Annotated in this window: 14 protein-coding genes; 6 read left to right on the plus strand and 8 right to left on the minus strand. The window is 61.8% G+C overall.

Annotation, left to right across the window (positions count from 1 at the left end; all coding sequences use genetic code 11):
- Positions 1–18: 18 nt before the first annotated feature.
- Positions 19–579, minus strand: a complete 561-nt coding sequence (locus ACMGT0_RS21415) for a carboxymuconolactone decarboxylase family protein (protein ID WP_054059896.1) — start codon at positions 577–579, stop codon at positions 19–21.
- Positions 580–684: 105 nt separating this feature from the next.
- On the opposite strand from ACMGT0_RS21415, the gene ACMGT0_RS21420 reads away from it, so the two are divergent.
- Positions 685–1,605: an AraC family transcriptional regulator gene (locus ACMGT0_RS21420; RefSeq protein WP_054059895.1), complete on the plus strand. Its 921-nt coding sequence runs from the start codon at positions 685–687 to the stop codon at positions 1,603–1,605.
- 396 nt (positions 1,606–2,001) lie between these two features.
- Complete coding sequence (locus ACMGT0_RS21425) at positions 2,002–2,706, plus strand: cyclase family protein (protein ID WP_054058091.1); 705 nt, start codon at positions 2,002–2,004, stop codon at positions 2,704–2,706.
- Between the two features lie 10 nt (positions 2,707–2,716).
- Here the strand turns inward: ACMGT0_RS21425 and ACMGT0_RS21430 are convergent, their stop codons facing one another.
- Both ACMGT0_RS21430 and ACMGT0_RS21435 read right to left on the minus strand, forming a co-directional pair.
- On the minus strand, positions 2,717–4,597 hold the full coding sequence (locus ACMGT0_RS21430; protein ID WP_054058092.1) for an ATP-binding protein: 1,881 nt from the start codon (positions 4,595–4,597) through the stop codon (positions 2,717–2,719).
- A gap of 170 nt (positions 4,598–4,767) precedes the next feature.
- The gene (locus tag ACMGT0_RS21435; protein ID WP_054058093.1) at positions 4,768–5,586 is read right to left on the minus strand and encodes an alpha/beta fold hydrolase; all 819 of its coding nucleotides are present in this window, start codon (positions 5,584–5,586) and stop codon (positions 4,768–4,770) included.
- Positions 5,587–5,976: 390 nt separating this feature from the next.
- Here ACMGT0_RS21435 and ACMGT0_RS21440 point away from each other — a divergent pair, with 390 nt between their 5' ends.
- The 4 genes from ACMGT0_RS21440 to ACMGT0_RS21455 all read left to right on the plus strand — a co-directional run bounded on the left by ACMGT0_RS21440 (position 5,977) and on the right by ACMGT0_RS21455 (position 10,826).
- Positions 5,977–7,020, plus strand: a complete 1,044-nt coding sequence (locus ACMGT0_RS21440) for an N-acetylmuramidase family protein (RefSeq protein WP_054058094.1) — start codon at positions 5,977–5,979, stop codon at positions 7,018–7,020.
- Position 7,021: 1 nt separating this feature from the next.
- Complete coding sequence (locus ACMGT0_RS21445) at positions 7,022–7,624, plus strand: hypothetical protein (protein WP_054064449.1); 603 nt, start codon at positions 7,022–7,024, stop codon at positions 7,622–7,624.
- A gap of 326 nt (positions 7,625–7,950) precedes the next feature.
- Positions 7,951–9,798 carry an acyltransferase family protein gene (locus ACMGT0_RS21450; RefSeq protein ID WP_416769709.1) on the plus strand — a complete coding sequence of 616 codons (1,848 nt, stop codon included), beginning with the start codon at positions 7,951–7,953 and terminating at the stop codon, positions 9,796–9,798.
- 158 nt (positions 9,799–9,956) lie between these two features.
- Positions 9,957–10,826, plus strand: coding sequence for an isocitrate lyase/PEP mutase family protein (locus ACMGT0_RS21455; protein ID WP_054058097.1), 870 nt, complete (start codon positions 9,957–9,959; stop codon positions 10,824–10,826).
- A 60-nt stretch (positions 10,827–10,886) separates the two neighbouring features.
- Here the strand turns inward: ACMGT0_RS21455 and ACMGT0_RS21460 are convergent, their stop codons facing one another.
- The 5 genes from ACMGT0_RS21460 to ACMGT0_RS21480 form a co-directional block, all read right to left on the minus strand.
- Positions 10,887–11,999: an alkene reductase gene (locus tag ACMGT0_RS21460; protein ID WP_054064447.1), complete on the minus strand. Its 1,113-nt coding sequence runs from the start codon at positions 11,997–11,999 to the stop codon at positions 10,887–10,889.
- Positions 12,000–12,162: 163 nt separating this feature from the next.
- On the minus strand, positions 12,163–13,131 hold the full coding sequence (locus ACMGT0_RS21465) for an XdhC family protein (protein ID WP_416769711.1): 969 nt from the start codon (positions 13,129–13,131) through the stop codon (positions 12,163–12,165).
- A 50-nt stretch (positions 13,132–13,181) separates the two neighbouring features.
- A complete protein-coding gene (locus tag ACMGT0_RS21470; protein ID WP_416769713.1) occupies positions 13,182–15,416 on the minus strand; it encodes a molybdopterin cofactor-binding domain-containing protein in 2,235 nt (744 codons plus the stop codon).
- Positions 15,400–15,882, minus strand: coding sequence for a (2Fe-2S)-binding protein (locus ACMGT0_RS21475; protein WP_416769715.1), 483 nt, complete (start codon positions 15,880–15,882; stop codon positions 15,400–15,402). The genes ACMGT0_RS21470 and ACMGT0_RS21475 overlap by 17 nt, the downstream gene beginning before the upstream one ends.
- Positions 15,879–17,072 carry a c-type cytochrome gene (locus tag ACMGT0_RS21480; RefSeq protein ID WP_416769716.1) on the minus strand — a complete coding sequence of 398 codons (1,194 nt, stop codon included), beginning with the start codon at positions 17,070–17,072 and terminating at the stop codon, positions 15,879–15,881. The genes ACMGT0_RS21475 and ACMGT0_RS21480 overlap by 4 nt, the downstream gene beginning before the upstream one ends.
- Positions 17,073–17,076: the final 4 nt, after the last annotated feature.

A 17,076-nucleotide genomic window follows, 5' to 3' on the forward strand; every position in this document is an offset into this window, starting at 1 on the left:
ACCGCCGGCGCCGTTGAATCATTGACCCGCAGCTTGCCAGCGGTACTTGGCCAGTTCCGGGTTGAGCGGGGTACGGGCGAACACGTTGGCGAAGTTGCAGAGTGTCGCAAGGCTCACGCCGAGAATCACTTCCAGGGCGTTACCTTCTGTGTATCCGGCCTCCTTGAAGGCATTGAAGGTCGGCTCGCTGACATTGCCGCGGGTGGCGATGACTTCCCGGGTAAAGGTAGCCAGTACTTCGAGTTTTGCCTCGGGCAATTCACTCTGGCCACGCAGGGCGCCGACCACTTCGTCCGGCAGCTTGGCCTTGTTCAGTGCCACCGCGGTGTGCCCGGCGACGCAGAAATCGCAGCCGTGGGTGGTGGCGGCGATCAATTGCACCACTTCGCGCTCGGCCAGGCTCAGTTCGGCTTTGCCGTTGAGCCCCGATACCGTAACGTAGGTTTCCAGGGCCGCCGGGGCATTGGCGAGCACGCCCAGCAGATTTGGAATGAACCCGGAGTTCTTCTGGGCGTTTTCCAGAAAGGGCCTGGCCGCTTCAGGGGCGCTTTGCAGAGTGTGTAGAGTGACGCGCGACATGGAGTGGACTCCTGCTGTGTGGGGTGTCCGACAAGTCTGTTGGTTATAAGAATTTCGATCCATATTCAAAAGTAGCGATTACTTGCTCCTGAGTGTTTCCATTAGATGATTTCGTCCAGCCCATTGGTTGATTGGTTATTAGACAGCCTCGAACTCGACACCAGCCTGTTTCACGTAGGCCGCTACTGCGGCGGCTGGCACGCCAGTACCCATGGCCTGGCCCGGGCCAGTTTCCACCTGATAGTGCAGGGACACTGCTGGCTGCATATTGATGGAGCGCAAGCCGGCGTCCGTCTGAACGCCGGGGATGCGGTATTCCTGCTGCAGGATATGGACTACCGCCTGTCCAGCGCCGAGGACCGCCTGCAAGCCAGGGCGCTGCCGCGCATGGCCATGACCGCACTCGACGGCGAAGCCCAGGATGGCGTCGGCCTGGTCTGCGGGTTCTTTCACTTCCGCTCGGGGCTGTCGTCCCTGATCATCGACGGGCTGCCGGACTGGATCGTGCTGCGCGCCGGCGATCCCTCATCGAGCGCGGCGCGGTCCCTGTTCGAACTGATCCTGGAGGAATGCCAACGCCAGCCGGCGCCCTCCCCGGCCCTGCTGGAACGCCTGAGTCACCTGCTGTTCCTGTACGTGCTGCGCCAGCAGGTGGCCGACAACCAGGACCTCGGTGGCCTGGTATCGCTGGCCCGGCACCCGGGCTTTGCACCATTGCTGGAACAGTTGATCGAACGCCCCGCACAGAACTGGTCCCTGGAAAGCATGGCGGCCTGTACCGGGCTGTCGCGGTCGGCGTTCTTCAAGCGCTTCAACGAACTGGCCGGGCAATCGCCGGGCCAGGTGCTGCTGGCGCTGCGCATGCGCCATGCCTGTCAGTTGCTCAAGGCCAACCACACCGTGGAGCAGGTCTGCGCGGCGGTCGGCTATCAGTCGATCGCGGCGTTCACCCGGGCGTTCACCAAGGCGGTCGGGGTGCAGCCGGGAGCGTATCGTCGACAACACGAACCGTCACAAGCCCACTAGGCTATGTACGAAATCGCTTGAAACTTGGTTATGCGGTGTTAAAAACCGGCTCGGAATGCTCATTGACAACCAGTCAACTGCGCTTCCTCGCCGGTTTTTGCCTTGCCTAACCTGCGTTTCAAACAATTTCGTACACAGCCTAGGGCGACGACACGCCCGACTGGTGGAAGGAGGTTTACACCCCGCTCCGATCGTCATGGCGTCCCGACGCGAAGTATGGATAGACTCGGCGGGAACCAGGGCAGGAGTCCCTGGATGTCCGAAGGAGCAGGCAACATCATGGAACTATCAAGACAACACAAGGCGAGACTCAGGCGGCTGTCTGTCGGACTGCTGAGCGTATGGCTGGCAACCGGCATCACCCAGGGTTTCGCAGGGGAGAAGGAAGCAAAGGGAATGCAGAGTATCCAGTTTCGCAAGGTCATCGACCTCAGTCACGTCATCGCCCCCACCATCCCGCTCTGGCCCCACGATCCTCCGGTGGTGTTCAACACGGTGGCCACCCAGGAAAAGGATGGCTACTACCTGCGCAGCTTCAGCATGGGCGAACACAGCGCCACCCATATCAATGCGCCGAACAGTTTCCACGCCGACGGGGTCGGGATCGACGCCTACAAACCCGAGTCGCTGGTACGCCCGGCGGTGGTGATCGATGTGCGCTCCCAGGCCCAGGCCAACCCCGACTATGTGATCAGCGTCCAGGACATCAGGAACTGGGAACAGAAGCATGGACGCATCGCCAAGGACTCCGTGGTGCTGCTCCATACCGGTTGGCAGAACTACTGGAACGACCCCAAGCGCTTCTTCAACGCAGACGACAAGGGTGGCCTGCACTTCCCCGGGCTGGGCAGCGACACCGCGGCGTTCCTGGTCAACGAACGCCACATCGCCGGAGTCGGCACCGACACCCACGGCGCCGACCCGGGCCAGGATACGGTGTACGCCACCAACAGCCTGGTATTGGCCAAGAACGGCATCATCCTGGAGTGCCTGACCAACCTCGACCAGTTGCCGGCCAAGGGCACCACACTGGTGATCGGCCTGCTGCGGCTCAAGGATGGCTCCGGCTCCCCCGCCTCGGTGATGGCATTCGCCCCCTGAGCCCTTCGGCTCAGGCCCCCTCGACCACCGGAGCGCTGACCTCGAACTGCGCCCGGTGGTCCGCCGAGCGGCGCAGGACATCGGCGAACCCCTGGAAGCTGGCCGGCTTGGTCAGGATGTCGTTGGCGCCAGCGGCCCGGAAATGCTCGATTTCGTTCGAAAAGGCACTCGCAGTGAAGGCGACGATGTAGCACCTGTCGCCCAACGGCAATTCACGGATCCGCCGGATGGCTTCCATGCCGTCCATGCCCGGCATGTTGATATCCATCAGGATCACTGCCGGCAAGGCCCGCCGGCACCTGTCCAGCGCCTCGAGGCCATCGCAGGCCAGGTCCGGTTCGTACCCCAGGGTCTGCAGCATCGCCGTGGCAACCTTCTGGTTCAGTTCGTGGTTCTCCACCAGCAGGATGTCCAGCGGATAGTGCCTGGCGAACGAGGCGTCGAATTCCAGTGCCGGGTGCTCGCCGGCGACCGGAATTTCCTGTTCGGAGAAAGGCTCGATCGGCAACGAAAACGCAAAGGTCGAACCGACGCCGAACAGGCTGCTGAACGACAGGATGCCGCCCTGGGCCTCGATCAGGTTCTTGCAGATCGACAACCCCAGGCCGCTACCGGTGAAACGCTGATTGTTCGCGCCCTCAAACTGGGTGAACGGCTTGAACAGGCTGCCATGCCGCTCTGCGGGAATACCGACGCCGGTGTCACGAATGGAGAAGTTCAGCCGCGGCGGTGACTCGCTGTCGCCGAGCGACACCGTCAGCGACACCTCTCCGGTCTCGGTGAACTTGATCGCATTGCCCAGCAGATTGATCAGGATCTGGCGCAGGCGATCAGGATCGGTCTTGACCAGGTTCGGCACCTGCGGGAATACCGTGACCTCAAGCGTGACCGGCTTGTCACGCAGGTTCTGCCGGACCATCTCGACGCTCGAGGCGACCAGGCTGTGCAGTTCGAACACGCGAGGCCTGAGATCGAGTTTTCCCGACTCGATCTTGGCCAGGTCGAGAATGTCGTCGATCAGCGCCAGCAGCGTCTTGCCGCTGGTGTGAATGGTGCCCAGCAGATCGCTCTGCTGCGCAGTCAGGGGCGTTGCCCAGAGCAGGTCGGTCGCGCCGATCACCCCGTACATGGGCGTGCGGATCTCATGGCTCATGGTCGCCAGGAACTGGCTTTTCATCCGGTCCGCTTCTTCGGCGGCGATCTTGGCCTGCTTCAGGACCTGCTCGTTGGTCTGCAGCTGGCGCAGATGGGTGCGCATGCGCAGCGCGTCGATGACAAACAGCAGGCTGAAGGACAGGAAAACCAGGATGGCCAATACGATGTGGTGCAGGGAGTCCTGGTTCAGCTCGTGGTAGTAGTCGGCCAGAGTGATTTCCGCCCCGGCGACATAGGGCGTGCCGTCCTGGGACTTCATGGGCACGAAGACCGCACGAAAGTCGCCCCAGTGATCGGTGTAGTCGATCCAGCTCGGCCCCGTCTGGTCGAAGCTGTCGAGCAGGGTCTGGCTGGCATCGGGGTAAGGATCGAAGAAGCGGACGAAGTTGTTTTCCTGGACTTCCTTGGCCGAAGCACTGGAGCTGACCAGAATGGCCTCACCGCCCCGCTTGATCACGGTGTAGACGAAGGCGGTGCCCATGGACTCGTTGAAACGCGAAAGCTTGCGGATGGCATCCAGGTCCTCCGCTTCGGACTTCGAATGCCTGTCGACCAGATCATTGTGGTAGCGGTCGCCGAGAATCGCTGCCCCACCCAGTGCCGCATGCAACAGCTTGTTGTTGATGCTGTCGGTCAGAATGCGTTGAGCCTGGGCGTGAAGATAGTAGATGTAGCCACTGACACCGACGACGTAGACAAGCAGCAAAATTCCAATTTTTCGCCTGACCTTGAACATGCGATACGGCCTCCATTGCCGTCTGACACCGGGCTCCACAAGCTCTTCCCGGGTATCGCCGTCGAGAATAAGTCATGCGTGGGGAAAACACACCCCCGTCAGGTCATGCTGAGGTTCACGCAGGTGCCCAGGGGAACCGGCTCGCCGACAAGCCGGTTCCCGCCCGGTCGTCAGTCGCGGAGGAAGGCGAGCAGGTCTTCGTTCAGTTGAGCGGCGTGAGTCACCGCGAAACCGTGCGGCGCGCCGGCATAGACCTTCAGGCGGGCCCCGGGGATCAACGCGGCCGCCAGCTTGCCGGTGGCTTCCAGAGGCACGATCTGGTCGTCGTCGCCGTGGATCACCAGCGTCGGTACGTCGATGGTGGCCATGTCCGCACGGAAGTCGGTTTCGGAGAATGCGCTCACGCAATCCAGGGTGCCCTTGAGCGAGGCCAGCAGGGCAATGTTCAGGGTCTGGGTCAGCACGCCCTGGGAAACCACCTGGCCGTGGTTGATGCCGTAGAACGGCGCGGCGAAATCGGCGATGAACTGCGCACGGTCCTTGAGCAGGCCGGCCTTGATGCCATCGAATACCGCCTGGGGCACGCCCTGCGGGTGGTCTTCGGTCTGGATGAACAGCGGGGTCACCGCCCCCAGCAGGACCAGCCCGGCCACCCGCTTGCTGCCGTGACGGGCGATGTAGCGGCTGACATCGCCACCGCCCATGGAGAAGCCCACCAGGGTGACGGCTTCGAGGTCCAGGTGCTCGATCAGTTGGGCCAGATCGTCGGCGAAGGTGTCGTAGTCATAACCGCTCCAGGGCTGGCTGGAACGACCAAAACCGCGCCGGTCGAAAGCGATGGTGCGATAGCCACGGCTGCTCAGGTACTCCATCTGGTATTCCCACATGTCCGCATCCAGCGGCCAGCCATGGCTGAACAGCACCGGCTTGCCTGTGCCCCAGTCCTTGTAATAGATCTCGGTGCCATCACGTGTCACGAATGTGCTCATACAAACTCCTGTGGGTCATGGGTCGAATCGGCAAGGAGGCAAGCCGCAAGCAGCGCTGCGGGCTCACCGGCGAGCGGCCATCGGGCTGCCCGTCCCGCCTACTATCCCCGGAACCCGCCACGCGGAATTGCAGGCATGTGCTGTCTCGTCCAGCCCACGCAACGAATCGGCGGCAGGCAGTATGCACCCGCAATCACAGGGTGCGGTTGTGCTGTTCCCCGCCATTGGATGATGGCCATTTCACAACTTTCCAAACAGCCTCTGGACAACCCAAAAACTGCTTGTTAGTTTCCGCCAGCCAAATGTTTCAACGTATGATAGAGATACAGAAATGATATTAAAGTGATGGCACTTTCTGTCTTTCTCTACAACATAACAAGGATGTCGACGATGAAAAATCTGCAGGGTTTGCCTAGCCTTATCAGTGCGTCAGTAGGTGCCCCCGGCAAGGCTCGAAACTTGCCCGCCGATGTTCAATGCATCCAGTACTTGTTTAACCTGATCATCCCGAAGATGGGTTTCCCGCTGCAGGAAAATGGCAAGTGCGACGCCCAGTTGGTGCAGTGCATCAGCCAGTATCAGTTCCGCCATCTCAAGTACGCCCACCCTGATGGCGTCGTCGACCCGACCGGCCGAACCTTCAACAGCCTGATCGAAGAAGCGATCAAGGTGCCGGTCAAGCCGAACTTCGGCCTGCGCCTGCCGACTTTTTTCAACGCATTCGCCAACAGTGGCGGCGATGTCCAGGCCACGGTCAACCACTACCTGGACCGCATGCGCGCGATGATCGAAGCCGAGCGGCGCAACCGCCAGATGGTGCTGCAGGCCACGTGCGACGGCAACATGACCCTGAGCGACACCGACTTCCAGAATGCCGCCACGCAACTGGGCAACGGCATTCCTGTGAACATCATCAAGGCCTTCGCCACCGTCGAATCCGGTGGCCGCTCCGGCTTCGGCCCGGCCAAACTGCCGGTGATCGCCTTCGAAGGGCATACCTTCCGCAAGTACACCAAGAGCAAGTACGACAAGACCCATCCGCTGCTGTCCTACCCCTATGTGAAAAAGGCCGGCCCCCAGTGGCAGGTCAATAACAAGGATCAGGCCAAGGCCTGGGAAACCATGGCCACCGCTTTCGGCCTGGATCAGGAAGCCGCATTGATGTCGGCGTCCTGGGGCATGTTTCAGGTCATGGGTTTCAACTATGCCGCCTGTGGCTACAAGAATGTCTTTGAATTCGTCACCGACATGAAACTCAATGCCGGTACGCAACTCAAGGCATTCGTCGGCTTTTGCCTGAAGAGCCCGGCCTTGATAAAGGCGATGAAGAACAAGGATTACGTCGGCATGGCGTCCAACTACAACGGCAAGGATTATGGCGACTATGACTCGCGCATTAAAAAGGCCTACGAAAAACTTGAAGGAAAAAAATGACATGACGCGTAAATTCTCCGTTTGCCGCTGGCTGATCGCCGGGGCGATTTCGCTGTGTGCCGGCACCTCGGCCTTCGCCGCAGAGCTGCATTCGGGCAAGTATGAGCAGTTGATGCTGGCGGTCACGCCGGATCACCAGGTCGAAGGGTTCTATGCCGAAGAGCGTGGTGAAGGCAACACCTTCAGTTGCGCCTTCTACCTGCAGGGCAAGCCCGCGACCCTGTCGACCTGGCTCGACGAAGTCTATCCGGGCAGCGTGAAACCCTCGGCCGATGGCGTGACCCTGACCGTGGAACAGGGCCAACAGCACCCCGGCTGCATGAATGTACTGATGCCGGAAATCGCCACCGGCCTGGACCTGACCCGGACCGCGAGCAAGAACTGGATCGGACTGGTCACCGTCTCGGCTGACAAGGCCCTGCTGCAGAAGACCCCGGACGCCAAGGCCACCAAGGGCCCCTACATCGTCAAGGGCGATGTCGTCGGCGTACTGGCCTACAAGGATGGCGCCGCGCAGGTCGAGTTCACCAATGCCAAGGACCGCACCTTCACCGGCTGGATCAGCCAGGACCAGTACTCGCGCCTGAGCGTACCCCAGCACTGATCCCCTGCCTTTGCGTGGGAGCGGCGGTCCGACTGGCCCGCCGCCCCTGCAACCGTGACAATGCGGCGCCCTCTCACGGAAAGGCCTCTCCATGCCACGCTCTGGCCATCCTTGGCCAGATTCGAGCAAGACGGACCTACCCTCCTCTGCCTCACTGGTTTACTCTGCCCCGGTCAAATGCCGACGCAACAGGCATGGAACCGTGTTCCAGGACCTCACATGCCGCTTCATGCATGGTTCCCGCTGACACATTTTTCGACTAAAAATGCACCTCTCGCCTCTTCGAATTGAAAGAATCACTCCGGTGGCAAAAGGATTTCGGCAAAATGGGAATGCTTCGCTTGTTTCTGGCTTTATCGGTTCTCGTACACCATACCCCGAAAGCGCCTTTCCATTGGCTTCATGCCTCAATCGCGGTGATGTTCTTTTTCATGATTTCGGGGTTCTACATGACCCTGGTCATCAACGAGAAATACCTAAAATCCGACACACCGTGGATCGCCAGATTCTATCTCTCCCGAGTATTCAGGATATTCCCTGTGTACCTGGCCATGCTGCTGTTCATGATAGTCTGGTACTTCTATACCGACACGCCAAATGTCTTCACCGCCAACATGGGACATGGTTTCTCAGGCCAGGCCAGCCTGGTCTTCATGAATCTGTTCATTCTCGGCCAGGACTGGCACCAGCTGACAGCCTATTCACTCGCCAGTTACGACAGCAATGCCTATACGAGCTTTATCGGCTCGCACATCGATAGTTCCTATTTTAAGAACACCATAATGCTCATTGGGCAGGCCTGGACACTCTCAATCGAGCTCATATTCTACATTCTGGCGCCATTCATCGTTCACAGTCGCCGCAGAATCATCATCGTGCTGATTGCCAGCCTGCTGGTGCGCCTGGTGTTCTGGGACATGCGGGAAACGTTCAACCCGTTTGGCTGGGGATATTACTTCCTGCCTTCGACGCTGTGTTTTTTCCTCATGGGAAGCCTGGGCTACTATTTCTACCGAAAACTGATCAAGTGGCCGCTGCTGGAAAACGCGACCATACCGGTTAACCTCATCGTACTCGGCGGCACTCTTTACATACTGTTGTCCGGTGGTTACCCAGTCGTCAGCAGAGCCACAGGCTACGATACGCTGCCACTCTGGCTGTTCTATTGCGCCTTTGCCTTCTGCCTGCCCTTTGTTTTCCTGCTCTGGAAAGACAGTCGTATCGATCGCTGGCTGGGCGAGTTCAGCTACCCGCTCTACATCGTTCATGGACTGATCATCGGCATGATGCTGGGGGATGTCGGCCTACCCGAGGGAACCTACTCAACCCAGGCGATCATCATCGGGACTTCGCTCCTGGTTGCCTGGTTTGCCTGTTTCGCCATTGAAACGCCCTTCAATAAATGGCGGCAGCGCAAGATCGTCACTGCCGCCTCCCCCGCCTGGTCCACAGGCTTGCGCAAACCATTGGCCTGGACCGGAGCGGCGACGGTCACCGCCTGCCTGTATATTGCCTGGCTGACGTCCTATACACCGAAGCAGGCACCTCCCGCGATCCTCGTGAAGGTCGAGTCGACGCTTCAATACAATATCGTCAACTATGACGACAGGTTTTACGGTGTCCCATTCGGCACGGACATCAAGTGGGGCGGACATAACTATGAACAGACTCCGGGCCTGATCGTCGCCACCACCCAGGAAGAGGTCAGCGAGGCCATTCATAGGAAGTCCGGTAACACGCCTGCCCCCGTGCAGGGGCCTACCGCCACCCTGGTGAAAGTCGAACTGGAGTATCGATACAATATTGTCAACTACGCCAATAAATTCTATGGCATCCAGTTCGGCACCGCGATCGAGTGGGGAGGCCCCGATTATGAAAAAACCCCGGGACTGATCATCGGCGATACTCAGGACGCGGTCAGTGAAGCGATCCACCAGAAAGTCGCTGAAACCACCTCGGGGACACCCGTGCCGCCCGCCGTCCTGGTGAAGGTGGAAAAGGCGTACCGATATAATATCGTCAGCTATGCCAACAAGTTTTATGGCGTCCAGTTCGATACCACGGTCGAATGGGGCGGGCTGAATTATGAAGAGACTCCGGGACTGATCATCGCCAAAACCCAGGAAGCGGTCATGGAGGCGATCGCCCGGAAAGTCGGCGCGATTGCCCGGTAGAGTCGGCGAGAAGCTTCAGCGCCATGGGCCAAGCCTATGTGCTTGATGCATGGCCTATTCTCAAACGTCATAACTGCCCCCGTTCCCGCGTGGTAGTCTCGCCGGATCAATGAATAGGCATAGATCGTATTTGACGATGGCCAGAACCAGGAAAGATCATGCCGAAAATCTCCCACACCGCTCTTCGTCGCAACTTCCGTGAATTGCTTGCCAAACCAGCCTGTGTCGAAACCGCGTCCGTGTTCGACCCGATGTCCGCGCGGATCGCGGCCGACCTTGGGTTCGAGGTCGGCATCCTCGGTGGCTCGGTCGCCTCGCTGCAGGTGCTGGCAGCCCCCGACTTCGCCCTGATCACCCTGAGTGAATTCGTCGAACAGGCCACGCGGATCGGCCGTGTCGCCCAGTTGCCCTTCATCGCGGACGCCGACCACGGCTATGGTAACGCCCTCAATGTGATGCGTACCGTCGAGGAGCTCGAACGCGCCGGTGTCGCGGCGCTGACGATCGAAGACACCCTGCTGCCTGCGCAGTTCGGCCGCAAGTCCACCGACCTGATCTCCATCGAGGAAGGCATCGGCAAGGTCAAGGCCGCCCTCGAGGCCCGTGTCGACCCGGAGCTGACGATCATCGCCCGGACCAACGCCGGAGTACTGCCGACCCAGGCCATCATCGAACGCACCAGGGCCTATGAAAAGGCCGGCGCCGACGGCATCTGCATGGTCGGCATCAGTGACTTCGAACACCTCGAGCAGATCGCCGAAAACCTCAGCGTACCGCTGATGCTGGTGACCTACGGCAACCCGAAACTCAATGATAGCCAGCGCCTGGCGGACCTGGGCGTGCGTGTGATCGTCGCCGGCCACGGGGCCTACTTCGCCTCGATCAAGGCCACCTACGACAGCCTCCGGGCCCAGCGCCAAGTCACCCACAGCACCTCGAACCTCAGCGCCACCGAGCTGACCCACACCTATACCTTCCCCGAGAGCTACGTGGCCTGGGCGAAAGAGTTCATGGACGTGCAAGAGTGACGCGGGCCGAACGGCAGCGGTAGGCGCTGCAACCTGTCGCCCAGGGACCGGGCGGCCCTGTCACGGGTGGACCGGGTAGTCGATGTAACCCCGCTCGTCACCGCCGAAAAAGGTCGTTGGGTCGGGGGTATTGAGGTCAAGCCCCTCACGGATCCGCCGTGGCAAATCAGGGTTCGCCAGGAACGCCCGGCCAAAGGCCACAATGTCCGCACGCCCCTCCCGGATCGCCTTTTCTGCGGACGCCGGGTCATATCCCCCGGCGATCACCAGCACACCTTGCCAGGCCGCACGCAGCTTCAGGATGATTTCGTCCCAGCGCGGGTCCAGGCTCTCGTCCTTGACCGTGCCGACGACGGCGGGCTCGACCAGGTGCAGGTACGCCAGCCCGTAGCGGTTCAGCGACTCGACGATATAGGTGAAGGTTTCCATTGGCGTGTCGTCGCCCATGCCCATGAACCGCCCCATTGGGGTCAGCCTCACCCCGACGCGATCCGCCCCGATCTCTTTCGAGACCGCCTGCACGATCGCCAACAGCAGGCGGGCACGGTTCTGGTAGGAACCGCCGTAGGGGTCCGTGCGCCTGTTGCTGTTACTGTTGATGAATTGGTCAAGCAGGTAGCCGTTGCCCGCATGGATTTCAACACCGTCCATGCCAGCCTCGATGGCATTGAGCGCAGCATGGCGGTAGTCGTCGATGATGCCGGCGACCTCCTCGGTTTCCAGGGCACGAGGAACCGGTACATCGCCCCATACCCCCTGGCCGTCTTCGTCGACGATGAAGGTCTTGCCCGGTGCCGCGATGGCGCTTGGGGCCACGGGCAACGCATGACCAGGCTGGAAGCTTGGATGCGATACGCGCCCCACATGCCACAACTGCATGAAAATGCGGCCGTCCCGTTCGTGTACCTCATCACTCACCCGCTTCCAGGCTTGAATGTGCGCAGGCGTATAAATGCCGGGGGTCCAGGCATATCCCTGCCCCTGTTGGGAGATTTGCGTGGCCTCGGTAATGATCAGCGCGGCACTGGCTCGCTGGCCGTAATATTCAACCGTCATTTCAGTGGGAACATCCCCCGGCTGGCCGGCGCGCGAGCGGGTCAGAGGCGCCATTGCAATACGATGGGGAAGTTCCAGGGCGCCCACGCGAATGGGCGCGAAAAGATTACCGATCATGGGTCAGTTCCTTTTTCAAGTAGGTTTCAATACAGATGAAAGTTGCCGTGATATTGCTGTTGTTGCGATGTAGCGAGATTAAAATCAAACTTCGAACTTGATAATCACTCGATACCGGGCAAGTGCGTTGCGCAACTCGCAATGGGCTACCGGTCGATCTCGCTCATAGCGCGGTGCGCGCCTTGCCCCGATACACACGCAGGACGTCGGCCATCACGGACAGGGCAATTTCAGCCGGTGTGCGACTGCCGATATCCAGGCCGATGGGCATGTGCAGGCGATCGATATCCGAAGCGGACAGCCGGCCTATCCGCTGCAACCGTTCAGCACGTTTGTCCGAAGTTCGCCGCGAGCCCATGGCGCCGATGTAGAAAGCCGGCGTGTGCACGGCCTCCATCAACGCGAGGTCATCGATCCGGGGATCATGGGTCAGGGCAACAACAGCGGTGGCCTCATGGCAACCGCCGTTGGCAATGTAGACCGAGGGCAACATCGGAATCAGCGCAATGCCCTCGATCGCCAGCACCGCCGCTTCTTCCCGTGGGTCACAGGCGATCACCTCGAACCCGAGCGCACGGGCAAACTGGCCACAGGCCTGGGCGACTGGCGATAACCCCGCGAGCAACAGGCGCAGGGCCGGCCCCAGGTTCAGTTCCAGGCGGTTGCCTGCCCATATCACGGCCTGCGCACCGTCCAGGTGGCGCTTGATGCTGAACTGCCCGCTCTCCAGCTCGATCACCCGCGTCAGTCGGCGCTGCCCACGCAAAGCGTCGAGCAGTTGCCTCAAATGCGCTCGCCACTCAACGCTCGCCTGCCGGTGTTCGACCAGCACGTCCAGGCTGCCGCCGCAGGGCAGTTGCAAGCGGCTGCGCTCTTCGGGCGTCCTCCCATAGCTGACGACCTGGGCTGGCGCCCTATGCTCGCCGCGGCCAAGCGCATCGATAAATTCCTCTTCCACACAGCCACCGGACAATGAGCCACTGTGGGCACCCGAGCGGATGGCAACCAGCATGGCCCCTGGCGACCTGGGCGCGGAACCGAAGGTCGAGAGCACCGTGCACAGCCATACGCTTTTGCCTTCATCGGCCCAGGCCAGGGCCTGTTCAAGAACCGTCACATCCAGATGCTGCATTTATCCTTACCCTCGCCAATTCCGGCTCAAGCCATCGAACATCGAATGGGTCACCCTTCTTTGTCGAGCGTCCGCGCCAGCGGCAGGGCCAGCCGCCTGTGCCCCGTGGCATCGGCGATTGCGTTGCCCAGGGCGGCCGCCATCGGGCCCTGGACGATTTCAGCCGCGCCCAGGAAAGGTTGGCCCGGCTGGTCGATCATGTGCACCTCGACATGCCGGGGCAGTTGAGGAAAACGCAGGATCGGATACCCGCTCCAGTCGTAGCTGCGAACTCCGCCCGCGTCGTAGCTCACCGCTTCGAAGAGGGTCCAGCTGCTCGACTGGACGATGCCGCCTTCGACCTGGTTGCGTAGCCCGTCCGGGTTGACGATCTGCCCGACGTCCACGGCGGTGACCACCCGTTCGATCCCGATTTCGCCGGTTTGCGGATGGACCTGGATTTCCACGGCAACGGCGCAATACCCCATGATGTTCTTGTAGCGGGCAAAGCCCATGCCGATACCGCTGCCCGGCATCGAGCCCCGGCGTGGCCAGCCGAATTCATCCCGCGCTCTTTCGATGACGGCCCTTGCCCGAGGGTCGCCGAGATGGGCAAGCCTGAATTCGACAGGATCGACCCCGGCCTGACCGGCCAATTCGTCCAGGCAGGCCTCGATGGCGAACACGTTGATATGCGCCCCCAGCGAGCGCATCGCCGAGGTACGGAACGGCATCTGGGTAATGAAATTCATGTCGATGCTGCTGGAACCCGTCTCGTACAACGGGATCGCGTTGCGGTCACCATCGCCCTCGGGCTGGGCGATCGGAATCGACGGCATAGAGGTGAACGGACGGGCCAGCATCCGGGCCGGTACCAGCCGGCCGGCGTTGGTGATGCGCTCGTTATGTGGCGTCGTCCAGAGTTCGTACTTCCAGTTGCCGATGCGACCGTTGCGGTCCAGGCTGGCCTCAAGCTCGGTGATCATCGCCGAGCTGTAGGGCTCCCAGAGGTTTTCCTGCTCGCGCATCCATTGCACACGCACCGGCACGCCGGGCACGCGCATGGCAATGAGCGCGGCATCGGCGGCGGCGTCATCGGCACCGTTATGCCCGTAGCAACCCGCCCCTTCAACGTGGATACAGCGCACGGCGGTCACCGCCAGGCCGACCATCTCGGCAATCCCGGCACGCAGCGGGAACACGCCCTGGGTATGGGTCCAGACCGTCAGCGTGCCGTCCTTGAACCAGGCCAGCGCACAGGACGGCCCGATCGAGCCATGCATCAGGTAGTGCTTGGTGGCGCGTGCCCGATAGGTCTTGCCGGCAGAAGGCGCTGCGCTGCCCTCATGCCTGATCGGGTAACGCCGGGACGGCAGGCGGGGCAATAGCTGATGAATGACGGCCTGGTCCGGAATCACCTCGCCACCGGTCCAGGTCGCCGATTCATAACCCGCCCGCATGGCCTTCACCGCCTGCCATTCGTCCCTGGCGACCACCGCCAGGTAGTTGCCATCCCTCAGCACAGCGACGACACCTGGCAAATCCTCGATCGCCCGCGCATCGAATGCGGTGAGCTGACTGCCTGGCCGCGGCGGCCGAATCACGCGGGCATGGAGCATCCCCGGCAGCCGCATGTCCTGGACGAACGCGGCGCCCCCGGTGACTTTTGCCGGAATATCGAGGCGAGGAATCGCGTGACCGATGAGCTTGAACTGTTCGGGTGAGATATCCGGTGACCGGGCCTGGGCATACTGGTGCAGATCCACGCCAGCCACCGCATCGGCATAACTCATCCGGGCACCGGAGGGGGCGGTGATCATGGCATCGCCCGTCTTCAGCGTCGCGACGTCCATGCCCCACTGCCTGGCGGCGGAGTCCAGCAGCATCTGCCGGACCTGCGCGGCGGCGTTGAACAGGGCGGTACCGCTGTCGAAAATCGTATGACTGCCGGCCGTGTAGCCCTCGTTCGGGGTCAGGGCAGTGTCGGCCGTCAGGAAATTCACCTTCCCCGGCGTTACGTCCAGGCGCTCCGCAGCGATCTGCAACAGCGCGGTCCTGACGCCAGTACCGAGTTCCACCTTGCCGGTATAGACGGTGATGCCTTCGGCGCCAATCCGGATCCAGGCATCGAGGTAAGGGTTGGTTCGCAGGCTGCCTGGCAGGTCCGGCGCGAGGACGGCAGTGCCGAGCGTGTCGACTTCGGTATCGGCCAATACCTTGCGGGCCGCCGGCATCAGGGTAAATGCCATCAGCAGGCTGCTGCCCTGGAGAAACGCGCGACGACCGAACTCAGTTTTGGACGACATGGATTCCACCGTTTTCAACGACGCGGGTGATGGCTTCAAGGATGCGAAGGTGCGTACCGCAGCGGCACAGGTTGGTTGCCATGTGCGCGCGGATGGTGTTCTCGTCCGGCCGAGGATTCTTCTCCAGCAGGGCCTGGGCACGCATGATCATGCCGGCGATGCAATAGCCACATTGGGCGGCCTGGGTGTCGATGAACGCCTGCTGCAAGGGGCCGGGGCGTTCGGCACTACCCAGGCTCTCCACGGTGCGGATCTGGCGGCCCTCCATTCCCGCGCACGGGGTCACACAGGAGAACACCGGCTGGTCATCGACGATGACGGTGCAGGCCCCGCACTGGCCCAGCCCGCAGCCATACTTGGCGCCGTTGAGTTCCAGGTGGTTACGCAGGGCATAGAGCAATGGCATGTCCGGATCCAGATCCAGGCTATGCACCTTGCCATTGACAGTGAGATTCACGTTGCTCATCGGGTTTCCTCGCGCAGGGCCTGAATGGTCGAGTCCACATCGCTCCACGGCTGATCGGGATTCGCCTGATGCCGCACGAAGGCGGCCAGGGCTGCCAGTTGCCGGTCGCCCAGGCTGGCAGCGAAAGGCGGCATCGCCGGGCCGGGCTCGCCGGGTGTCGGTGGTATGCCTTCCAGGACGGTCTTGATGAAGTTGCGCGCATCGCGCGCCTGGACGGCGGAGGTCGCCGCGAGCGCTGGCCTGCCATCGATCTTGCGCATGGGTGCCGACGCACCGTGGCAGCCGGCACAGGCGCCCTGGAACAGGTCGCGGCCGAGGTCGGTTGTCGCGGCCGGGGCCGCAATACCCGGTGCCTTGACGGGCGCCCTGGCCTCTTCCGCCGGCAGGCTCAGCAGGTATCCGGCAATCGCTTCGACATCGCTCTGCGGCAGCCGGGCCAGTTCCTGGCTGACCGGGCGCATGGGCCCGGCCGCAGTGCCCTGTTCCGGCACCACGCGAGCCTGCAGATACCCCACCAGTTGCGCCTGGGTCCAGGGATTCTCGCGGCTGGCCAGGCCGAGCAGGGAGGGCGCGGCCCATCCATCGACCACGCCACCGGAGAGTGCCTGGCTGTCCTTCTGCGCACCGAGGAAGTTCAAGGGGGTATGGCAGCCGCCACAATGGCCCGCGCCCTCGACCAGATAACGCCCGCGATTCCACTGCGCCGACTGTTGCGCTGTCGCTTCGAAGGGGGCCGTAGGCAGGAACAGCAGGTTCCAGCCCGACACCAGCGGCCGGATGTTCATCGGGAAGCTCATGCGGTTGGGGGTCGCCGGTTCATGCACCGCCGGCCCGCTCATGAGGTAGCTGTAGGCGTCCGCGATGTCCTGATCGTCGAGCAGGCGATAGTGCTTGTACGGGAAGGCCGGATACAGAAAGTGCCCATCCCGCGACACACCTTCGCGCATGGCCCGCTGGAACGCCTGGAGCGACCACTTGCCAATGCCCGTCTCGGCGTCGGGCGTGATGTTGGTGCTGTAGAGCGTGCCGAACGGCGTCACCAGCGGGAGCCCGCCCGCCAGGTACTTCCCGCCGGGACGGGTGTGACAGACCGCGCAGTCGCCGGCGACCACCACCCTGGCGCCACGGGCAACCTGGGCCGCATCGAAGGCCGGCGGCCGCTCGATCGGATCGATTGCCGGGCGCCACATGAGC

Source organism: Pseudomonas sp. RHF3.3-3 (assembly GCF_048069595.1).
GTDB classification, from domain to species: domain Bacteria; phylum Pseudomonadota; class Gammaproteobacteria; order Pseudomonadales; family Pseudomonadaceae; genus Aquipseudomonas; species Aquipseudomonas fuscovaginae_B.